The 16,951-nt window shown below is 59.0% G+C and carries 15 protein-coding genes; 7 read left to right on the top strand and 8 right to left on the bottom strand.

Annotated elements, in window-relative coordinates; translation table 11 throughout:
• Positions 1 to 8: 8 nt before the first annotated feature.
• The 4 genes from ACI5GA_RS20700 to ACI5GA_RS20685 form a co-directional block, all read right to left on the bottom strand.
• Complete coding sequence (locus ACI5GA_RS20700; RefSeq protein WP_421424081.1) at positions 9 to 1,076, bottom strand: alcohol dehydrogenase catalytic domain-containing protein; 1,068 nt, start codon at positions 1,074 to 1,076, stop codon at positions 9 to 11.
• A gap of 182 nt (positions 1,077 to 1,258) precedes the next feature.
• Positions 1,259 to 2,197 carry an ABC transporter permease gene (locus tag ACI5GA_RS20695; RefSeq protein ID WP_421424079.1) on the bottom strand — a complete coding sequence of 313 codons (939 nt, stop codon included), beginning with the start codon at positions 2,195 to 2,197 and terminating at the stop codon, positions 1,259 to 1,261.
• Between the two features lie 37 nt (positions 2,198 to 2,234).
• Positions 2,235 to 3,746, bottom strand: a complete 1,512-nt coding sequence (locus ACI5GA_RS20690) for a sugar ABC transporter ATP-binding protein (protein WP_421424077.1) — start codon at positions 3,744 to 3,746, stop codon at positions 2,235 to 2,237.
• An 83-nt stretch (positions 3,747 to 3,829) separates the two neighbouring features.
• Positions 3,830 to 4,774 (bottom strand): substrate-binding domain-containing protein, encoded by a 945-nt coding sequence (locus ACI5GA_RS20685; protein WP_421424075.1) that lies wholly within the window; start codon positions 4,772 to 4,774, stop codon positions 3,830 to 3,832.
• Between the two features lie 221 nt (positions 4,775 to 4,995).
• On the opposite strand from ACI5GA_RS20685, the gene ACI5GA_RS20680 reads away from it, so the two are divergent.
• The 7 genes from ACI5GA_RS20680 to ACI5GA_RS20650 all read left to right on the top strand — a co-directional run bounded on the left by ACI5GA_RS20680 (position 4,996) and on the right by ACI5GA_RS20650 (position 11,738).
• Entirely contained in the window at positions 4,996 to 5,820 is an 825-nt protein-coding gene (locus ACI5GA_RS20680) for an NAD-dependent epimerase/dehydratase family protein (RefSeq protein ID WP_404639221.1), read from the top strand.
• Between the two features lie 33 nt (positions 5,821 to 5,853).
• Positions 5,854 to 6,741: an SMP-30/gluconolactonase/LRE family protein gene (locus ACI5GA_RS20675; protein WP_421424073.1), complete on the top strand. Its 888-nt coding sequence runs from the start codon at positions 5,854 to 5,856 to the stop codon at positions 6,739 to 6,741.
• A 419-nt stretch (positions 6,742 to 7,160) separates the two neighbouring features.
• Positions 7,161 to 8,072, top strand: a complete 912-nt coding sequence (locus ACI5GA_RS20670; protein ID WP_421424071.1) for a TauD/TfdA dioxygenase family protein — start codon at positions 7,161 to 7,163, stop codon at positions 8,070 to 8,072.
• Positions 8,073 to 8,105: 33 nt separating this feature from the next.
• Entirely contained in the window at positions 8,106 to 9,224 is a 1,119-nt protein-coding gene (locus ACI5GA_RS20665) for an ABC transporter substrate-binding protein (RefSeq protein WP_421424069.1), read from the top strand.
• A 4-nt stretch (positions 9,225 to 9,228) separates the two neighbouring features.
• Positions 9,229 to 10,140: an ABC transporter permease gene (locus ACI5GA_RS20660; RefSeq protein ID WP_421424067.1), complete on the top strand. Its 912-nt coding sequence runs from the start codon at positions 9,229 to 9,231 to the stop codon at positions 10,138 to 10,140.
• The gene (locus ACI5GA_RS20655) at positions 10,137 to 10,925 is read left to right on the top strand and encodes an ABC transporter permease (RefSeq protein ID WP_421424065.1); all 789 of its coding nucleotides are present in this window, start codon (positions 10,137 to 10,139) and stop codon (positions 10,923 to 10,925) included. Before ACI5GA_RS20660 ends, ACI5GA_RS20655 begins: the two co-directional genes overlap by 4 nt.
• A gap of 21 nt (positions 10,926 to 10,946) precedes the next feature.
• Complete coding sequence (locus ACI5GA_RS20650; RefSeq protein WP_404639209.1) at positions 10,947 to 11,738, top strand: ABC transporter ATP-binding protein; 792 nt, start codon at positions 10,947 to 10,949, stop codon at positions 11,736 to 11,738.
• Positions 11,739 to 11,801: 63 nt separating this feature from the next.
• On the opposite strand, the gene ACI5GA_RS20645 is transcribed toward ACI5GA_RS20650, so the two are convergent.
• The 4 genes from ACI5GA_RS20645 to ACI5GA_RS20630 all read right to left on the bottom strand — a co-directional run bounded on the left by ACI5GA_RS20645 (position 11,802) and on the right by ACI5GA_RS20630 (position 16,829).
• A complete protein-coding gene (locus tag ACI5GA_RS20645) occupies positions 11,802 to 12,761 on the bottom strand; it encodes a sensor domain-containing diguanylate cyclase (RefSeq protein WP_404639207.1) in 960 nt (319 codons plus the stop codon).
• 3 nt (positions 12,762 to 12,764) lie between these two features.
• Complete coding sequence (locus ACI5GA_RS20640) at positions 12,765 to 13,763, bottom strand: response regulator (RefSeq protein ID WP_421424064.1); 999 nt, start codon at positions 13,761 to 13,763, stop codon at positions 12,765 to 12,767.
• 531 nt (positions 13,764 to 14,294) lie between these two features.
• The gene (locus tag ACI5GA_RS20635) at positions 14,295 to 14,660 is read right to left on the bottom strand and encodes a response regulator transcription factor (protein WP_421424063.1); all 366 of its coding nucleotides are present in this window, start codon (positions 14,658 to 14,660) and stop codon (positions 14,295 to 14,297) included.
• A 159-nt stretch (positions 14,661 to 14,819) separates the two neighbouring features.
• A complete protein-coding gene (locus tag ACI5GA_RS20630) occupies positions 14,820 to 16,829 on the bottom strand; it encodes a putative bifunctional diguanylate cyclase/phosphodiesterase (protein WP_421424062.1) in 2,010 nt (669 codons plus the stop codon).
• Positions 16,830 to 16,951: the final 122 nt, after the last annotated feature.

Genomic DNA, 16,951 nt, shown 5'->3' with positions numbered 1-16,951 from the left:
CCGCGAACTCAGACACTCGCCACCGGCTTGAGCAACACCTTGATCGACTTGGTCGAGTTCGCCAGCTCGAACGCCTCGGCGAAATCATCAAGGCCGAAGTCATGGGTGACGATACCTTTGGAGGTCACCAGCCCGCGCTCGAACAGGTCGATGGCGATCGGGTAGCAATACGGCCCCAGGTGAGCGCCGCGCACGTCCAGTTCCTTGCGATCGCCGATGATTGACCAGTCGGCACTGGTCTCGGCGCCGAACACGCTGAACTCGACGAAACGCCCCAACTTGCGAATCAAATCCAGGCCCTGGGTCACACCCACAGGTACGCCAGTGGTTTCGATGTACACGTCGCAACCATAGCCATCGGTGAGGCCGTTGATGATCGCTTTGGCGTCATCGCGGCTGGGATTGATCACCACGTCGGCGCCAAATTTCTTCGCCAGTTCCAGACGCTCGTCGACCATGTCGATGACCACCAGTTTCTTCGGCGTTTTCAGCGCAGCGACTTGCACCATGCACAGCCCCAACGTGCCCGCGCCTGCGATCACCAGCACGTCATCGAGCTGCACATCGCCGCGGTTGACGGTGTGAATCGAGCAGGCCATCGGCTCGATCAGCGCCGAGTCTTCCAGCGAGACCGATTCGGGGATTTTGTGCACGATGGCGGTTTTCGGGATGCGCATGTACTGCGCCATGCCGCCCTCGGCGACGTCCTTCTGGAAGCCAAAAATGTTGTGCACCTCGCACATCCAGTACTTGCCGGACTTGCAGAATTTGCACTTCTCGCAGGGCACGATCTGCTCGGCGATCACCTTGTCACCGACCTTCACGCCGAAGTGCGCTTCAGCGCCCTCGCCCACTGAATCCACGTAACCGAAGAATTCGTGGCCCGGCACCACTGGCGCCTTGACCCACGGGCTTTCGCCGCCCCAGAACATCGCCGCCCCCGAGTGGCATTTGCAGTCACTGGCGCAGATGCCACAGGCGCCGATGCGAATCACCAGTTCGTTGGCGCGGGCGACGGGCTTGCCAATGCGCTCCAGACGGTAGTCTTTCGGCGCGTGGCAGACGACGGCTTGCATGGTGTTTGTCGTGTTGTTTTCCATGTCGGGTTACCTGTTCGGGATAAGTCTTGTATACGTATGCGCGTTCCCTTGTGGGAGCCGGCTTGCTGGAGAAAACGTCGGTTCAGACACTTTTTGGGGAGCTGACCCACCGCATTCGCCAGCAAGCCGGCTCCCACAATGTTCCGCGTGATCGCTGTTTATTTATGCCGCTGCCGACTGATGAAAATCGCCAGCAAGATGATTGCGCCCTTGATCACGCTCTGCACGTAAGGCGACACGCCGAGCATGTTCAATCCGTTATTGAGCACGCCCAGCAGCATCGCGCCGACGAGAGTGCCAATGATCACGCCACGCCCACCGGCGATCGACGCACCACCCAGCACCACCGCCGCAATCGCGTCCAGCTCGAAACCGACCCCGGCATTGGGTTGGCCGCTCATCAAACGCGAAGACAACACCAGCCCTGCAATGGCCGCCGTCAGCCCGCTGATCGAATACACCAGCAGCTTGAATCGCGAAGCCCGGACGCCGGACAAACGCACCGCCTCTTCGTTGCCACCAATCGCGTAGACATAGCGCCCGATGCGCGTGTGTTGCAGCAGCACCCAGGCGAAGAAATAGGTCAGCAGCATGATCAGGATCGGCACCTGAATACCGAACAAGGTGCCGCGACCGAACCAGGCGAACCAGTCCGGCATGCCGGAGATCGGATAGCCGTCGGTGTACATCAGGCCCAGCCCGCGCGCGATGCCCATGGTCGCGAGCGTCACGATGATCGGCGGCATTTTCAGGTAGGCGACGAAGATGCCGTTGCCCACACCGAAGCCCACGCCGATCAAAAGCCCGATCAGGATCGCAATCGGCGCCGGAACACCCGCAACCATCAAGCCGGTGGTCAAGGTGCCGGACAAGGCCATGACCGGCCCGACCGAGAGATCGATACCGCCGGTGAGGATCACGCAGGTCATGCCCACCGCGATGATCGCGTTGATCGACACTTGCCGGGCGATGTTTTCCAGGTTCGCGCCCGTGAGGAATTTATCGCTGGCGAAGATCATGAAGACCGTCACCAGCACCAGGCCGACGAAGGGGTAAAACGCCGGTGAGCGGATGAGCTGGACGACGTTCAGCCTCATGCTGTTTTTCGTACGGTCGGCGTGTGCAGTCATGGTTTTAATGGACGTGTTCACTGTTCAGACTCCCGGTCGCATGGCGCATCACTTCTTGCGGGTTGATGTCGCGGGCCTCAAGCACGTTGACGATGGCGCCTTTGTTGAAGACGGCCACGCGGTCGCACATGCCGATGATTTCCGGCAATTCCGACGAGATCATGATGATCGCGAAGCCTTGTTCAGTGAGTTTGCGCATCAGGGTGTAGATCTCCGCTTTGGCGCCGACGTCGATGCCGCGGGTCGGTTCGTCGAAGATCAGAATGTCGCAGTGGTGATTGATCCAGCGGGCGATCACCACCTTCTGCTGATTGCCGCCGCTGAGGTTGAGCACGCGGCTTTCGCAGGTCGGCGCCTTGATCGACAACTGCTTCATCAGCTCGGCGGTGGTGGCGTCTTCCTTGCTGCGGTCGAGCAGGTGCGCAGCGCTTTCGTACTTGCCCAAGTTGTTCAGCGAGATGTTTTCACGAATGCTGAAATCGACGATCAACCCTTCGCTCTTGCGGCTTTCCGGCAACAGGCCAATACCATTGGCCAGTGAGTGAGCAGGGTCACTCAAGTTGACCGGCTGGCCACGCAAGACCACATCTTTGCTCACCACCGGCAGCGCGCCGATCACGCCCAACGCCAATTCCGTGCGGCCTGAACCGACCAATCCGGCAAAGCCGAGAATCTCGCCTTTGTGCAGGTTGAAGCGGTTGTGCGGGCCGTTGCGGGTCAGTTGAATGTCGCGTACTTGCAACACCACATCGCCCAGCGGCTTGTCAGGCTTGGGTGGAAAACTGGCCTCCAGACGGCGCCCGACCATCATTTCCACCAGCGTGTCGATGTCGCTGTCAGCCACGGTCAGCGCGCCGACATTGGCGCCATCGCGCAGCACGCTGATGCGGTCGCAGACCTGAAAAATTTCCTCCAGATGGTGGGAGATGAAAATCACCGCCACGCCCTGGCTTTTCAGCTCGCGCATGATGTCGAACAGCAGGTCCGCTTCGGATGGCGTCAGCGTTGCCGTTGGCTCGTCGAGAATCAGCAAGCGCGCCTCAAGGGCCAGCGCCTTGGCGATTTCGACGAACTGCTGCTCAGCCACGCTCAAATGCTGCACCGAGCAATCGAGGTTGATCGTCACACCCAAGCGATCGAACAGCGCGATGGCCTTCTCGCGCATGTCCTTCTTGCGCAGCAGGCCCAAGCCGTTGACCAACTCGTGCCCGAGGAAAATGTTCTCCACCGCATTGAGGTACGGGATCAGGCTGAATTCCTGAAACACGATGCCGATCCCGGCCGCAATGGCTTCGTTATAGGTCGCAAAATGCTGCTCGGCGCCATCGATGAGGATGCTGCCTTTGTCTTGGTGCTCGACACCGGCGAGGATCTTCATCAGCGTGGATTTGCCCGCGCCGTTCTCGCCCAACAGCGCGTGAATCTCGCCGCGCTCGACCGACAGATTGATCGACTTGAGCGCATGCACGCCGGGGTAGCTTTTACAGATGTTTTCCAGTTGCAGAAGGCAGCTCATGGGCACCTCGTCAAACCGCAGCTCGCGTGAATCCGCGCCACTCGCCGGACGCGGAAAACGTCAGGCGAGCAACTGCTTTCGTATCACCAGGTGAAGGTTTTGGCCTTGGCCTGATCCACCAGCAGGATGTCCACCGGGATGGTCGCCGGGACTTGCGATCCCCACTTCTTGGCCAGCGCCAGACCTAGCGCCAGACGCACCTGATCACGCGGGTATTGAGCGGAGGTGGCGATGAATTTGCTGTTTGGTTTCTGGATTTCTTTCACGGCTTCCGGCGAGCCGTCGACGCTGGTCAGCTTGACGTCCATGCCGCTGGATTCGATGGCGGCCAGTGCACCGAGCGAGCCGTTGTCATTGACGCTGAACAGGCCTTTCAGATTCGGCTGCGCTTGGAGCATGTTCTCGGTCACGCTCAGTGCCTGATCACGTTCCTGCTTGCCGTTCTGAATGCTGACGATCTTGATGTCCGGGTACTTGCCCATCGCCTCTTTGCAACCGCGCACACGCTCCAGAATCGGCACTACCGCGATGCCGTCGAGAATGCCGACGTCGCCTTTGCCGCCGATGTTCTTGGCCAGGTAATCGCAGGCTTGCACGCCTGCGTCGAAGTTCTTCGAACCGACGAAGGAGTCCAGCGGGCCGTTGGCCTGCGCGTCCACAGCGACCACCACGACGCCTTTGTCATGGGCCTGCTTCACGGCCGATTGAACACCCACTGAATCGGTCGGGTTGATGATCAGCACGTCGATGCCTTTTTGCAGCATGTCCTCGATGTCGCTGATCTGCTTGGACACGTCATGCCGCGCGTCGGTGACCAAAAGGGTCGCGCCAATGCTGCCGGTGGCGTCCTGCAGGGCGTCCTTCATGGTCACGAAATACGGGTTGTTGATCTCTTGAAACGAGGCACCGATCTTCAACGGACCGGCTTTGGCGTCAGCGGCTTGGGCGGCGAAGGAACCAGCACACGCCACAGCCACGGCGAGGGAACAGAGGACGCTGGAAAAGCCTTTCTTGAGGCGAGTTGTCATAGCGAAAAATCCCGTTGTTTTTATTGTTAAAGCGGAAATGTCATCGTTAACATTTTCGAAATTAGCAGAGAAAAATGGGGTTCGCAACAGGCCGTGAGACGCCACTTATCCGCCAGTTGGCGCGTTGACAAACTTTGCAACGCCTGTCGATAATCCTGCGAAATGTCATATGACAACCGATGACACCCATAACAACAACGTCAACACCAGGGTTCCTCACGATGACTCAATCCGTTGCCTACACCCCTTTTCACCGTATTTTGCTGACAGGCGCCGCAGGTGGCTTGGGCAAGGTGCTGCGCGAAAGCCTGCGTCCTTACGCGGCTGTTCTGCGTCTCTCCGATATCGCCGAAATGGCCCCCGCTGCGGGACCTCATGAAGAAGTGCAAGTCTGCGATCTGGCCGACAAACAGGCCGTTCACCAACTGGTCGAAGGCGTCGATGCCATCGTGCATTTCGGTGGGGTGTCGACCGAGCATTCGTTTGAGACGATCCTGGGGCCGAATATCTGCGGTGTATTTCATATCTACGAAGCCGCTCGACGCCATGGCGTGAAGCGGGTGATTTTCGCCAGTTCCAATCACGTGATCGGCTTCTATCGCCAGGACGAAACCATCGACGCCAGCGCGGTGAAACGGCCAGACAGTTACTACGGTCTGTCCAAGTCGTATGGTGAGGACATGGCCAGTTTCTACTTTGATCGCTACGGTATCGAAACCGTGAGCATACGCATCGGCTCGTCATTCCCCGAAGCGCAGAACCGGCGCATGCTCAGCAGTTGGCTGAGTTACGACGACCTTACCCAGTTGATCGAACGCGGCCTGTTCACGCCCAACGTCGGCCACACCGTGGTGTATGGCGCGTCGAACAACGAGAAAGTCTGGTGGGATAACCGTCTGGCCAATCATCTGGACTACCAGCCCAAGGACAGCTCTGAGCCCTTCCGGGCCAAGGTCGAAGCGCAACCGGCTCCAGCGGCGGACGATCCGGCGATGGTGTATCAGGGGGGCGCATTTGCCGTCGCCGGGCCTTTTGGCGATCAGTAACGCCCTTTTTCCTCACTTGATGGAACGCATGCCATGCAGGCTGAGTTGATCCTCGACGCACGCAACGCCACGGGCGAAAGCCCGGTGTGGAACGTGCAAGAACAGGCGCTGTACTGGGTCGATATTCCGGCTGGGCGTTTGCATCGCTGGCGCTTGAGTGACGGCCGCTCCGACGCCTGGCAGGCGCCGCAGATGCTCGCCTGCATCGCCGACCTGGGCGACGGCAACTGGCTGGCCGGGATGGAAGACGGCCTGTACCGCATTCGCCCTCAAGACAACGGCACCCTTGCGTCAGAACGTCTGGCTGAAGTCGACCATCCTCGCGTCAACATGCGCTTCAACGATGGCCGTTGCGACCGTCAGGGTCGGTTCTGGGCGGGCACGATGTTCATGGACATGGCGCAAGCGGCCTCTGTGGGCTCGCTCTATCGCTACACCCACGATCAACGCGAACCGCTCAGTCCGTTCATCACTGACATGATCGTGCCCAATGGCTTGGGCTTCAGCCCCGATGGCCAGGTGATGTACCTCTCTGACTCCCACCCTTCGGTGCAGAAAATCTGGGCATTCGATTACGACATCGACAGCGGCACCCCGCACAATCGCCGCCTGTTCGTGGACATGAACCACTTTCCCGGACGCCCCGATGGCGCGGCGGTGGACGCCGACGGTTGCTACTGGATTTGTGGGAACGACGAAGGGCTGATTCACCGCTTCACCCCGGCAGGCAAACTGGACCGCTCGCTGGCTGTGCCAGTAAAGAAACCGGCCATGTGTGCTTTCGGTGGGCGCGATCTGGACACGCTGTTCGTGACATCAATACGACCAGGTGGCGACGTTGGCGATCAACCGCTGGCCGGTGGCGTGTTTGCGTTAAGGCCGGGGGTGAACGGTCTGGTCGAGACACCTTTCCGACGATAAGGCAACTTTGCCAGTTCCGCCGACACACAACGCTGTGGGAGATTCTATGTTGCCTGCCAGCCTCATTCGCCACCAAGGCGGCTCCCACAAAGATCGGGCTGTATCCAAATCTCGCGCTTGGCACTGAATCTGTGGGAGCCGGCTTGCTGGCGAAAGCGTGCTGTCAGGTTATTCCCCGATAAGTGACCCACTGATTTCGCCAGCAAGTCGCCCCCCACTAAAAGCCTGACACACAGCGGAATACTCAGAAACGCCAAGACCTTCAGGCAAACTTATCGAATAACCTTATGTAATTTGGTTATCTTCATAAGCAACCTGCATAAACTCCTCTTCTATATTTATGACAAAAGGTGATTAGCTTTACGCAGATTTATATCTTTATGATCTGAGCCACAACAACCTAAACAGGAGTTCAGGACATGGCGATTCAGATCAACCCCGTGGCAGGGAAAATCGGTGCCGAGTTGAGCGGCATCAAACTTTCCGGTGACATCTCTGAACAGGATTTCGAGTTCATCCACCAGGCGCTGCTGAAACACAAAGTGCTGTTCTTCCGCGAACAGTTCCTCACCGACGAGCAACACGAACGTTTCTCCCGCCGCTTCGGTGAGCAGGTGCCGCACCCCACCGTACGCTCCGCCGAGCAAAGCGCAGCGATCCTCAACCTGGACTCCCGCGAAACCCGCGCCAACTCCTGGCACACCGACGTCACCTTCGTCGCCAACTACCCGAAAATCTCCATCTTGCGCGGCGTGGTCATCCCTCCGTACGGTGGGGACACCGTCTGGGCCAACACCGCAGCGGCCTACGCTGACTTGCCTGCGCCATTGAAAACCCTGGCCGACAGCCTGCGCGCCCTGCACACCAATGTCTACGACTACGCGGCGCCCAAAGACACCGGCGAAGCGGGCGTGAAACGCTATCGCGAGCAGTTCACCGCCGAGGTCTATGAAACCGAACATCCGCTGGTCCGCGTGCACCCGGAGACTGGCGAGCGCAGCCTGATCCTCGGCCATTTCGTGAAGCAGATTCAGGGCGTCAGCAGCAACGACTCCAAACAATTGATCCGCCTGTTCCATGACCGCATCACCCAGGTCGACAATACCGTGCGCTGGCGCTGGAGCGAAGGCGACGTGGCCATCTGGGACAACCGAGCCACCCAACACATCGCCATCAACGACTACGGCCAGGCCCAGCGCATCGTGCGCCGCACCACGGTGGCCGGTGACATTCCGATAGGCGTCGATGGCCGCGCCAGCCAGGCGATCAAGCCCACACCTGAAACCCTCTCCCCGCGAACAGAAGCCGACAAAAAACATCTGGCCGCCTGATTTTCGTCACCCCATTTTTAAGGAAGAACCGTCATGGCAAAGACCAAGCGAACATCTGTATTCAGCAAAACGAGCGTAGCTACCGCACTGGCGGCGCTGCTGATGATGCCCTTGGCCGAAGCCGACGTACTGCGCATCGGGGTTGCCAGCGCGGGCGGCGGCGATCCGGTGACATTCAGCGGCTCGCCCCTGGGCATCGTGCGCAACCAGCAGCTTCTGGAAAAAGCCTTCGAAGGCACCGGCACAGAGATTCAGTGGTTCTTCTTCAAGGGCGCAGGCCCTGCGGTGAACGAGGCGCTGTCCAACAAGCAACTGGACTTCGCCTACGAAGGCGATCTGCCGCAAGTGGTGGGCCGTGCCAACGGGCTGGACACCAAATTGCTGGCTGCCATCGGCGTGCGCTCCAACGTCTACCTGGCAGTGCCCAAAGGCTCCGACATCAAGACCATTGAAGACCTGAAAGGCAAGAAAGTCGCGGTCTTCCGCGGCACCAACGGCCATCTGGTGTCGATCAATCTGCTGGCCGATCACGGTCTGACTGAACGCGACTTGAAGGTGATCAATCTCGACAGCGGCAGCAGTCAGGCAGCGCTGGCGTCCAAAGGCGTCGATGCAGCGTTCGGCGGTCGCGAGCTGTTCAAACTGCGCGATCAGGGGCTGGTCGACATCATCTTCGACAACCCGAACAACGACGTGCGCTACACCCGTCAATGCGCGCTGGTGGTTCGCGGCGAGTACGAAAAAGAACACTCGGCCAACGTGCAGAAAGTGGTCGACACGCTGGTGGACGCCGCCAGGTGGGAATCCGAAGAAAGCAACCGCGACGCCGTTCTGAATGAATGGGCCAAGACCAACGAGCCACTGGCATCGCTCAAGGCTGACTTCGGCCACATCACCCTGCGCGACAGCGCCTCGCCACTGGTGGATGACTTCCTGCGCGCCCGCTATCAGGCCGTTGCCGATCAGGCCAGAGACGAGAAAATGATTCGTCGCCCCGTCAGCATCGACGGCTGGTTCGAGACCAAATACCTGGAAAACGCACTGAAGTCCAAAGGGCTGCAGAACTACTGGACCGCCTACGGTGCAGACGGCAAAGCAGGCGCGAACACCGCCACGGCGTCGTCGGATAAAGCCGTCAACAACGGAGGCTGACGCCATGGCCAGAGCCAACGCCACTGCGCTCGATCGACAACACACGCCCGCGAAAACGCTGGCGCCCGTCGAGCGACTGCCTAACTTTCCGACCCGCGCACCACGCCGGGTCGCTGCCAGCAAACCTCCGCGTTCGGCCTGGCAATCCCGCACGCTGAACGCCGCCCTGCCCTGGCTGCTGCCTATTGCCCTGCTCGGCCTCTGGTATCTGGGGACCGAACGAGGCTGGCTCTCGGAGCAGGTGCTACCGCCGCCTGCCTACGTCTACCAGACGCTGCAAGATCTGGTGACCACCGGCGACTTGTGGCTCAACGCCTCGGCCAGTCTGCAACGAGTGCTGGTCGGATTTCTGATCGGTTCAGGACTTGGGGCCGTTCTCGGTCTGGCGATGGGGCTGTCGAAAACGATCGAAGATTACCTGCTGCCCACCTTCAACGCGCTGGTGCAGATCCCGGTGTTGGGCTGGATGCCCTTTGCCTTGCTGCTATTCGGTATCGGCGAACCGCTGAAGTACGTGCTCATCGCCCACGCGGCGCTGGTGCCAGTCACGCTGTGCACCTTGCAGGCGTTTCATCAGGTGCCCAAACGCTTGCTGGAAGTGGGCCGGGCGTATGGATTCAGTCAGCGCCAGATCGTTACCGACATCGTGCTGCCCTCGGCGGTCGCGCCGATCTTCACCGGCCTGCGGCTGGGATTCACCAAGGCCTGGCTGTCGCTGGTGGTGGTCGAATTGCTCGCCTCCAGTGAGGGGCTGGGCTACCTGATCGCCTACGGTCGCCAACTGTTTCAACTGGATCTGGTGATGGCAGCAGTGGTCGTGGTCGGCACCGTCGGGCTGTTGATCGATCGCGGCTTTGAAGTCATCGAGCGCCGTCTCAACAAGGGTCGGCCTGTGACACCGGGGAGGCTCGCATGAGCAGCGCAATCTTGACCAACGCCCCACGCCAACATCGCTATCGCGGCTGGGTCTTGCCCATCGTCGGCGTTGCCCTTTGGTGGCTGGCCGCGAATCAAGGCTGGAGCGACTCGGGCCTGTTGGTTTCGCCGCAAAAGGTCGCCGTCACGGCTTGGCATCAGGTGACCTCGGAACAGTTCTGGCGAGCCATTTCATCCAGCCTGGCGCGCAACCTGAGCGGCTTTTTCATCGGTACGGTGCTGGGTCTGATCCTCGGTTGCCTGCTGGGCTTTTCACGGCTGTTCGAGCGCTTGGTCGGACCGAGCTTCAACACCTTCAAACAGATCTCCCTGTTTGCGTGGATTCCCCTGATTTCGGTGTGGTTCGGTTTGGGTGACGTCGCGAAAGTGGTGTTTCTGTCGCTGGCCGCACTGGTGCCGGTGGTGGTCAATACCTGCGACGGCCTGCGCAATGTGCCCAACGCGTTTCTGGAAGTGGCCAAGGTCTATGGCTTCAGCCGCTGGCAGACCATCCTCGGCGTCATGCTGCCCGCTGCGCTGCCATCGATCTTCACCGGGATCTACTTGGCGCTGGTGTACTCGTGGCTGGCGACCATCGGCGCCGAATACCTGCTGGTGTCCGGCGACGGCATCGGCAACACGCTGATCGATGGCAGCGAGCATTTCATGATGGACCTGGTGCTGTTCGGCATGGTGATCATCGGTCTGGTGGGCTGGGCGCTGAACGTCCTGGCGCGCCGACTGGAGCGACGCCTGCAACGGCTCTACGGCATCACGCCCCGTTAATTTTTTGCAGAGGGAAAACCCATGCCTGCCACTCAATCGCTTCCTCCGCTTCCCGCACAGCAAGGTAATGGCCTGCGTCTGGAACACATCAACAAGCATTTCTCCAGCGCAGACACTCAATTGCAGGTGCTGGAGAACATTCAGCTCGACATCGCACCGGGAGAATTCGTCGCCATCGTCGGCGCCAGCGGGTGCGGCAAGTCGACCTTGCTGCGGCTGATTCTGGGTCTGGACGAGGAATTCGACGGACGCATTCTGCTGGATGAAAAGCCGATCAAAGGCACCGGCCTTGAGCGCGGCATCGTGTTTCAGGATCATCGTTTGTTTCCGTGGCTGACCGTCGAGCAGAACGTCGCGGTGGGCTTGAAGAACGCCCCGCTGACACCTGCACAGAAGCGTGAAACGGTGCGCGAGCATATTCATCTGGTGGGTTTGCAAGATTTCACCGACTCATACCCGCATCAGATTTCCGGCGGCATGGCTCAACGCGTGGCGATCGCCCGGGGGCTAGTGAATCGCCCTAGCGTGTTATTGCTCGACGAGCCGTTCGGCGCCCTCGACGCCCTGACGCGCACACGTCTGCAACGGGAACTGCAAAACATCTGGCAGCAAGAAAAAATCACCATGGTGCACGTCACCCACGACGTGGACGAAGCGGTGTATCTGGCCGACCGCGTGGTCGTGATGCAACCCCATCCAGGACGCATTCGGCGCATCGTCGACATCGACCTGCCCCGCCCACGCAACCGCAGCGATGCGCGGTTCATTGCGCTGCGGGATGATGTGCTGAGTGATTTCGCGGAGGTGTCATAGGGCTGCGCGCAGTCTCGCGCAACAAACACGCTCCCACAGGGGATCGTGCTCATCCGCCAGACCTCAGCCAGCCCCGTGCAATGACACCTGATTACGCCCGTTCTTCTTCGACGCATACAACGCTTGGTCGGCCCATTCGATCAGGGTTTTGTGGTCGCTTAGAGGGGCGTTCATGTCGGCTACGCCCAAACTGATGGTGAAACGAATGGTCTCGCCTTCGTGCTGCACTTCCTGCGCTTCAATCGCCACACGCAAGCGCTCGGCGAACATGCCGCCGCCGTACTTGTCGGTGTCCGGCAGCAGCACCGCGTACTCTTCGCCGCCGTAGCGACCCGCGAGGTCCGAGTCGCGAATGTGCTCGCGAATCACATCGGCCACACGCTGAATCACCTTATCGCCGCACTGATGACCGTAGGTATCGTTAACCCGCTTGAAGTGATCGATGTCGAACATCACCAGCGCCGCCGAGGTGCTGTAACGCACATGGCGGGCGTACTCCAGCCGCAGCGCCTCTTCCCAGTGCCCACGGTTGTATAGCCCGGTCAGTCGATCCGTGCTGGAGAGTTTTTGCAGCTCCCGATTGGCGGCCTGCAATTGCAGACGGTTGGTCGCGACATCGGTCACGTCGTAGATCACCAGACACACATGAGTGACCTCGCCGTTGGTCGCGCGCAACGGGAACATCGTGGTGTTCTGGTACATGAAGTCTTCTTGCCCGGTGATCGGCTGGTAGCTCTTGAAACGCACCAGGTACGGGCGCTGTTCCCAGATGGTGAACGCCGGAGTGCCAAGCGTGATCACGCTGTCGATCTTCTTTTTCAGCCAGTCCTGATTGACCTCGGGAAACAAGTCGAAGAACGAGCGATTCGCCGCTTCGTAGGGCAAGACCCCGGAGCGGTTTTCCATGAACGTGTTCCACACCTGCACCTGATATTCCTGATCCAATACCACCACGCCCACGTCGATACTTTGCGTGATAGTCAGCAGCCAATGCAGTTCTTTGATGTCGATACGATCGTTCATGGATCAGCTCATCAGGTAGGCGAGTTTGCGCGACAGCCGCTCTACCGAGTCTTCGGTGAACAACATCAACAAATCGAAATGGACGTTGTGCCCTTCCAGGCTGTAACTGATTTCTACTGCGAGCGTTTTCTTCCACCGCTGCTGGTTGATGCGGATCAGTTCTTCAATGCCGCTGTGAACACCGAGCACTTGCGGATGGCCTTGTGAGAACGCGATGTCGATCTGCTCGGCAATTCCGCTGAGGCACGCGCCGATGAGGATCGACGACAGGTCCAGCAACATTTCCATGTCCGAGTAATCCTTGTCGCGGATTCTCATCAACTGCGCCATGTCGGCAATTTCGGAGTCATGGAACAGCAGCAACGCTTCGCCCGCGATCCCTCCGCCGATGTAGCCCTGACACACTGCCGTCAGCCGGTCACTGCCCTGAGCGTCAGCCAGCGCCATATGCAGTTCGCCAACTTCCAGCATGTTGACGTTGGGCACCGGCAGTTGCACGAAGACGCCCAATACTCGTGCCAGCAAGGCGGCCGCGCGCCCCATCGCCACGTTGACCGTCTCGCGGAACGCATCCTGAAAACTGATGGAGGTGGGTTCGGCTTTCGGTATGACGAAAGCGGGCTTACTGGGTTCGCCTAACAAACCCAGGCGCTGCAACGTCAGTTGCAATTCGAGCGGGTCTGCCGGTTTTTTCAGGAAGGCCAGCGCACCCAGTTCCCTCGTGCGCCGCACAGCCTCGTCCTGAACGTCGCCCGATACCACGATCACCTTGGCTTGCAGGTTTTCCGCACGTATGGCCGCCAGCGCCTGATAGCCGTCCATATCAGGCATGGTCAGGTCCAGTAACACCACCTGGCCTAACCCTTGGCGAATGGCTTCAAGGCCTTCGTGCCCGTTGGTTGCGGTCGTGACGGACACTCCCCAATTGGAAGGCAAGGCGCGTATCAACTGTTTGCGCGCCATATTGGAGTCGTCGCAAATCAGCAAGGGAATCGTGGGCATTGCTTTCAATCTCACGGCAAAAGAGTTTCAGGCAGCGCCCGGAATATCTGTGCAATCAATTGTTTTGCAACACTCGCACCGCATTGAACTCCGGAGAGTCAATTAACTATCCGCGGACAAAGTGAGTCGAATCTTCACTCATTCAGAGATAAGCTGCGCAGTATGCAATATTTATGCTCACCCTCACGTTAAGCCGCACATTTCAATAAGAAATGCACGCGCTGGAATGTTGGCGTCAATAGATTAACCAAATCGTGAAAACAGGCCGTCTATTGTTGGTCAGGGACGATGCTACACGGACGGGGCAAGCCGAGAAGCCCGGTTTTAAGCGGGCTGACGGAGAAAAATACCGACACACCCATTATTAAGTACCGGTACTAAAGGATGAGTAGTAACGACTCATCAGTCAGAAGAAGTCATTAAACGCTTGTTCTTAAATGCGAAAGCGATAAAGACGTGCAATGTTCCTCGCTCCGAATACCACACTTGAACCAAGACAGTGCGTTATCGGCATGATCCAGGGCATCGTGCTCAGGTCAATGTCGACTCAAGACAATCAATCAATGCCTGGGCTTGAAAAGGTTTGGCGAGGAAACAGATCGCACTTCCCGTCATGGCGCGCTTGCGCACTGTTTCTTCGGGGAAGGCAGTAATGAAAATGGTGGGGATATGAATCCCTTGCGCCGTGAGGTGTTCATGCAATTCCACACCACTCATGTTCGGCATTTGCACATCGGTGATGAGGCAATCGGTACGGCGCATATCAGGCGAAGCCAGGAACGCCTCAGCCGAGGAAAAAATGCACACGAGAAAACCCAGCGAGCGAACAAGGCTGTCGATACTGGCGCGGACCGCGTTGTCGTCGTCGACTACAGCGATCAGAGGGGAGCTGGACAAGCGGATTACCTTCAATTGCAGGCTTGAATGAATGCACGACGCCGTGCACAACAACAGTCCACACGTTACCGGCCCCGCTTAACGCCGAGAATTATACGGGTGTATGAATACGACCGGCGGGATCATTCCTGACCATTCAGACAACCCCTTTTAACGCGCTCAAACCCAGCGTTCGGCCGTGAACGAGAACTCGATACGCTCTTGGATGAACGTTTCAAACGCGTGGGTTTCCAGCGCTTTTGCGTAGTAGTAGCCCTGCGCTTCGTCACAACCGCGCACCGTCAGAGCATCGAGAATCGCAAAGTCTTCGACACCTTCTGCAATGACCTTCATGTCGAAGCTATGCCCGAGGGTGATGACTGCCTGCACGATGGCCGCGTCCTGCGCATTGCTCAACATCCCGCGGACAAAGGACTGATCGATCTTCAGCTTGTCCACCGCGAAACGCTTCAGGTAAGTCATGCTGGAATAGCCGGTGCCGAAATCATCGATCGACATGCGCACGCCCAACGCCTTCAGCCCGCGAACCGTATCGAGCACTCGCTCGGAATGCTCGATCAGGATCGACTCGGTCAGTTCCAGTTCCAACAAGTGGGGCTTGAGCCCAGTCTCGTGGAGCGCACGCCTGACGTCCTGCACCAGATTGCCCTGACGAAACTGCACCGCCGAGCAATTCATCGCCACACTCAACTCGCCCAGCCCCGCCGCCTGCCAGGCCACGGCCTGATGACACACTTTGTGCAGCAGCCAGCGACTGATGGGGATGATCAACCCACTGGACTCGGCCACGGGGATGAACTCACTGGGCGCAATCGGCCCCTGCCCGGGATGTGTCCAACGCAACAGCGCTTCAGCGCCGATGACAGCCCCCGAGCCCAAATCGATCTGCGGCTGATAATGCACCTCCAGTTCGTTTTGCTCGAAGGCCAGGCGCAGCTCGCTCTGAATATGCAGAAAACGCAGCTCCCGCGCCCCCATGGCCGCTTCGTACATCACCCAGGTGTTGCGCCCGTTGCGCTTGGCCTGCGCCATCGCCGTGTCCGCCGCCTTCAGCAGTGAACCGAAGTCATGGCCCTGAGCGGGATATACGGCGATCCCGACCGAGGCCGAGACGGACAGGGTGTAGCCTGCCAGCTCAAGCGGTTGTTGCATGACATGCAGAATGCTTTTGATCAGTTGCGCCAGACGCACGGGGTCGTCGTCATTGACCAGCACCAGGAATTCATCGCCGCTCAGGCGCGCCACGGTGTCGACAGCCGGCTTGAGTGCCACCAGACGTTGGGCCAGACGCGTAAGAACCGTATCGCCCGCCACATGGCCGAGCGAATCGTTGATGGTTTTGAAGTTATCCACATCGATGTAGAACAGCGAAAGGCGTTGCCCTTGCCCGCCATCGTTGATCGCTTGATTGACCCGATCCAGCAAATAGCGACGATTGGGCAATCCGGTCATCTCGTCATGAAGCGCGCTTTCACGCAGCTCGTTCATGATCTGCTGTCGCCGAAGGCGATTGGCCTGCAAGCGCAGGGTCAGGCCAACGATCAGCAGGTACAGTACGCCGCACACCACCGACGACGCGATGACCGTGTACTTCCAGCTCAGCAGGTAATCTTCTGCGGCGAGTCCGATCACCAGCGCCAACGGCAAATCACCAACGCGCCTGAAGCTGTACAAGCGTTTGATGCCGTCGACACGAGAACGCGTGAGCAGCGTGCCATCCTTGACGTTCTCGGCCAGCAGACGCCCGATCTTGTCGCTGCCTGAAGGGGGCGCGCCATCAAAGGGCGCGGGTGGAATTCGAAGCACGTCCTGCGCGTAATCCGTACGACGCAACATGATGACGCCGTGGGCACCGACGTCCACCTCGCGGATGACGTCGAGCACCTTTTCCAGTGGAATACTTTGCAGGTCAAGTGGCACATCCCGAAGCGTATTGCTCAAGCGCGCTTCCAGAATGCGGCTCAAATTCCCCACGTCGGAGATCGCCTGGCGCTGCGCCTGCTGATGCAGCAACCCCAACAACGCGCCGAGCAACAGAATGATCGCAAGCGCCAGCCCGCCCCAGAGCCAAAGATGAAATTCAAGCGTGGGGGCTTTCGTTTTCGAGGGCGTCGGAAGCGATACAAAGGCGGCTCGCGGCCCGGTCACGGATGCGGTGTAGTCAGTCATCGATAGGGCTCGGGAAAGATGGGCGATGGCCTGAACGAAACATTCAGGATCGATGGAAAGAAATTATCACTGCCGTCCAATAATGCCGATTAGCTATCAGACTGACCCCTTCATACTCAGGT

Origin of the sequence: Pseudomonas sp. Pseu.R1 (assembly GCF_045764065.1) — a bacterium.
Lineage (GTDB): Bacteria > Pseudomonadota > Gammaproteobacteria > Pseudomonadales > Pseudomonadaceae > Aquipseudomonas.
The sequence above is the reverse complement of the archived record's forward strand: the minus strand, read 5'-3'. Positions and strand labels throughout refer to the sequence as shown.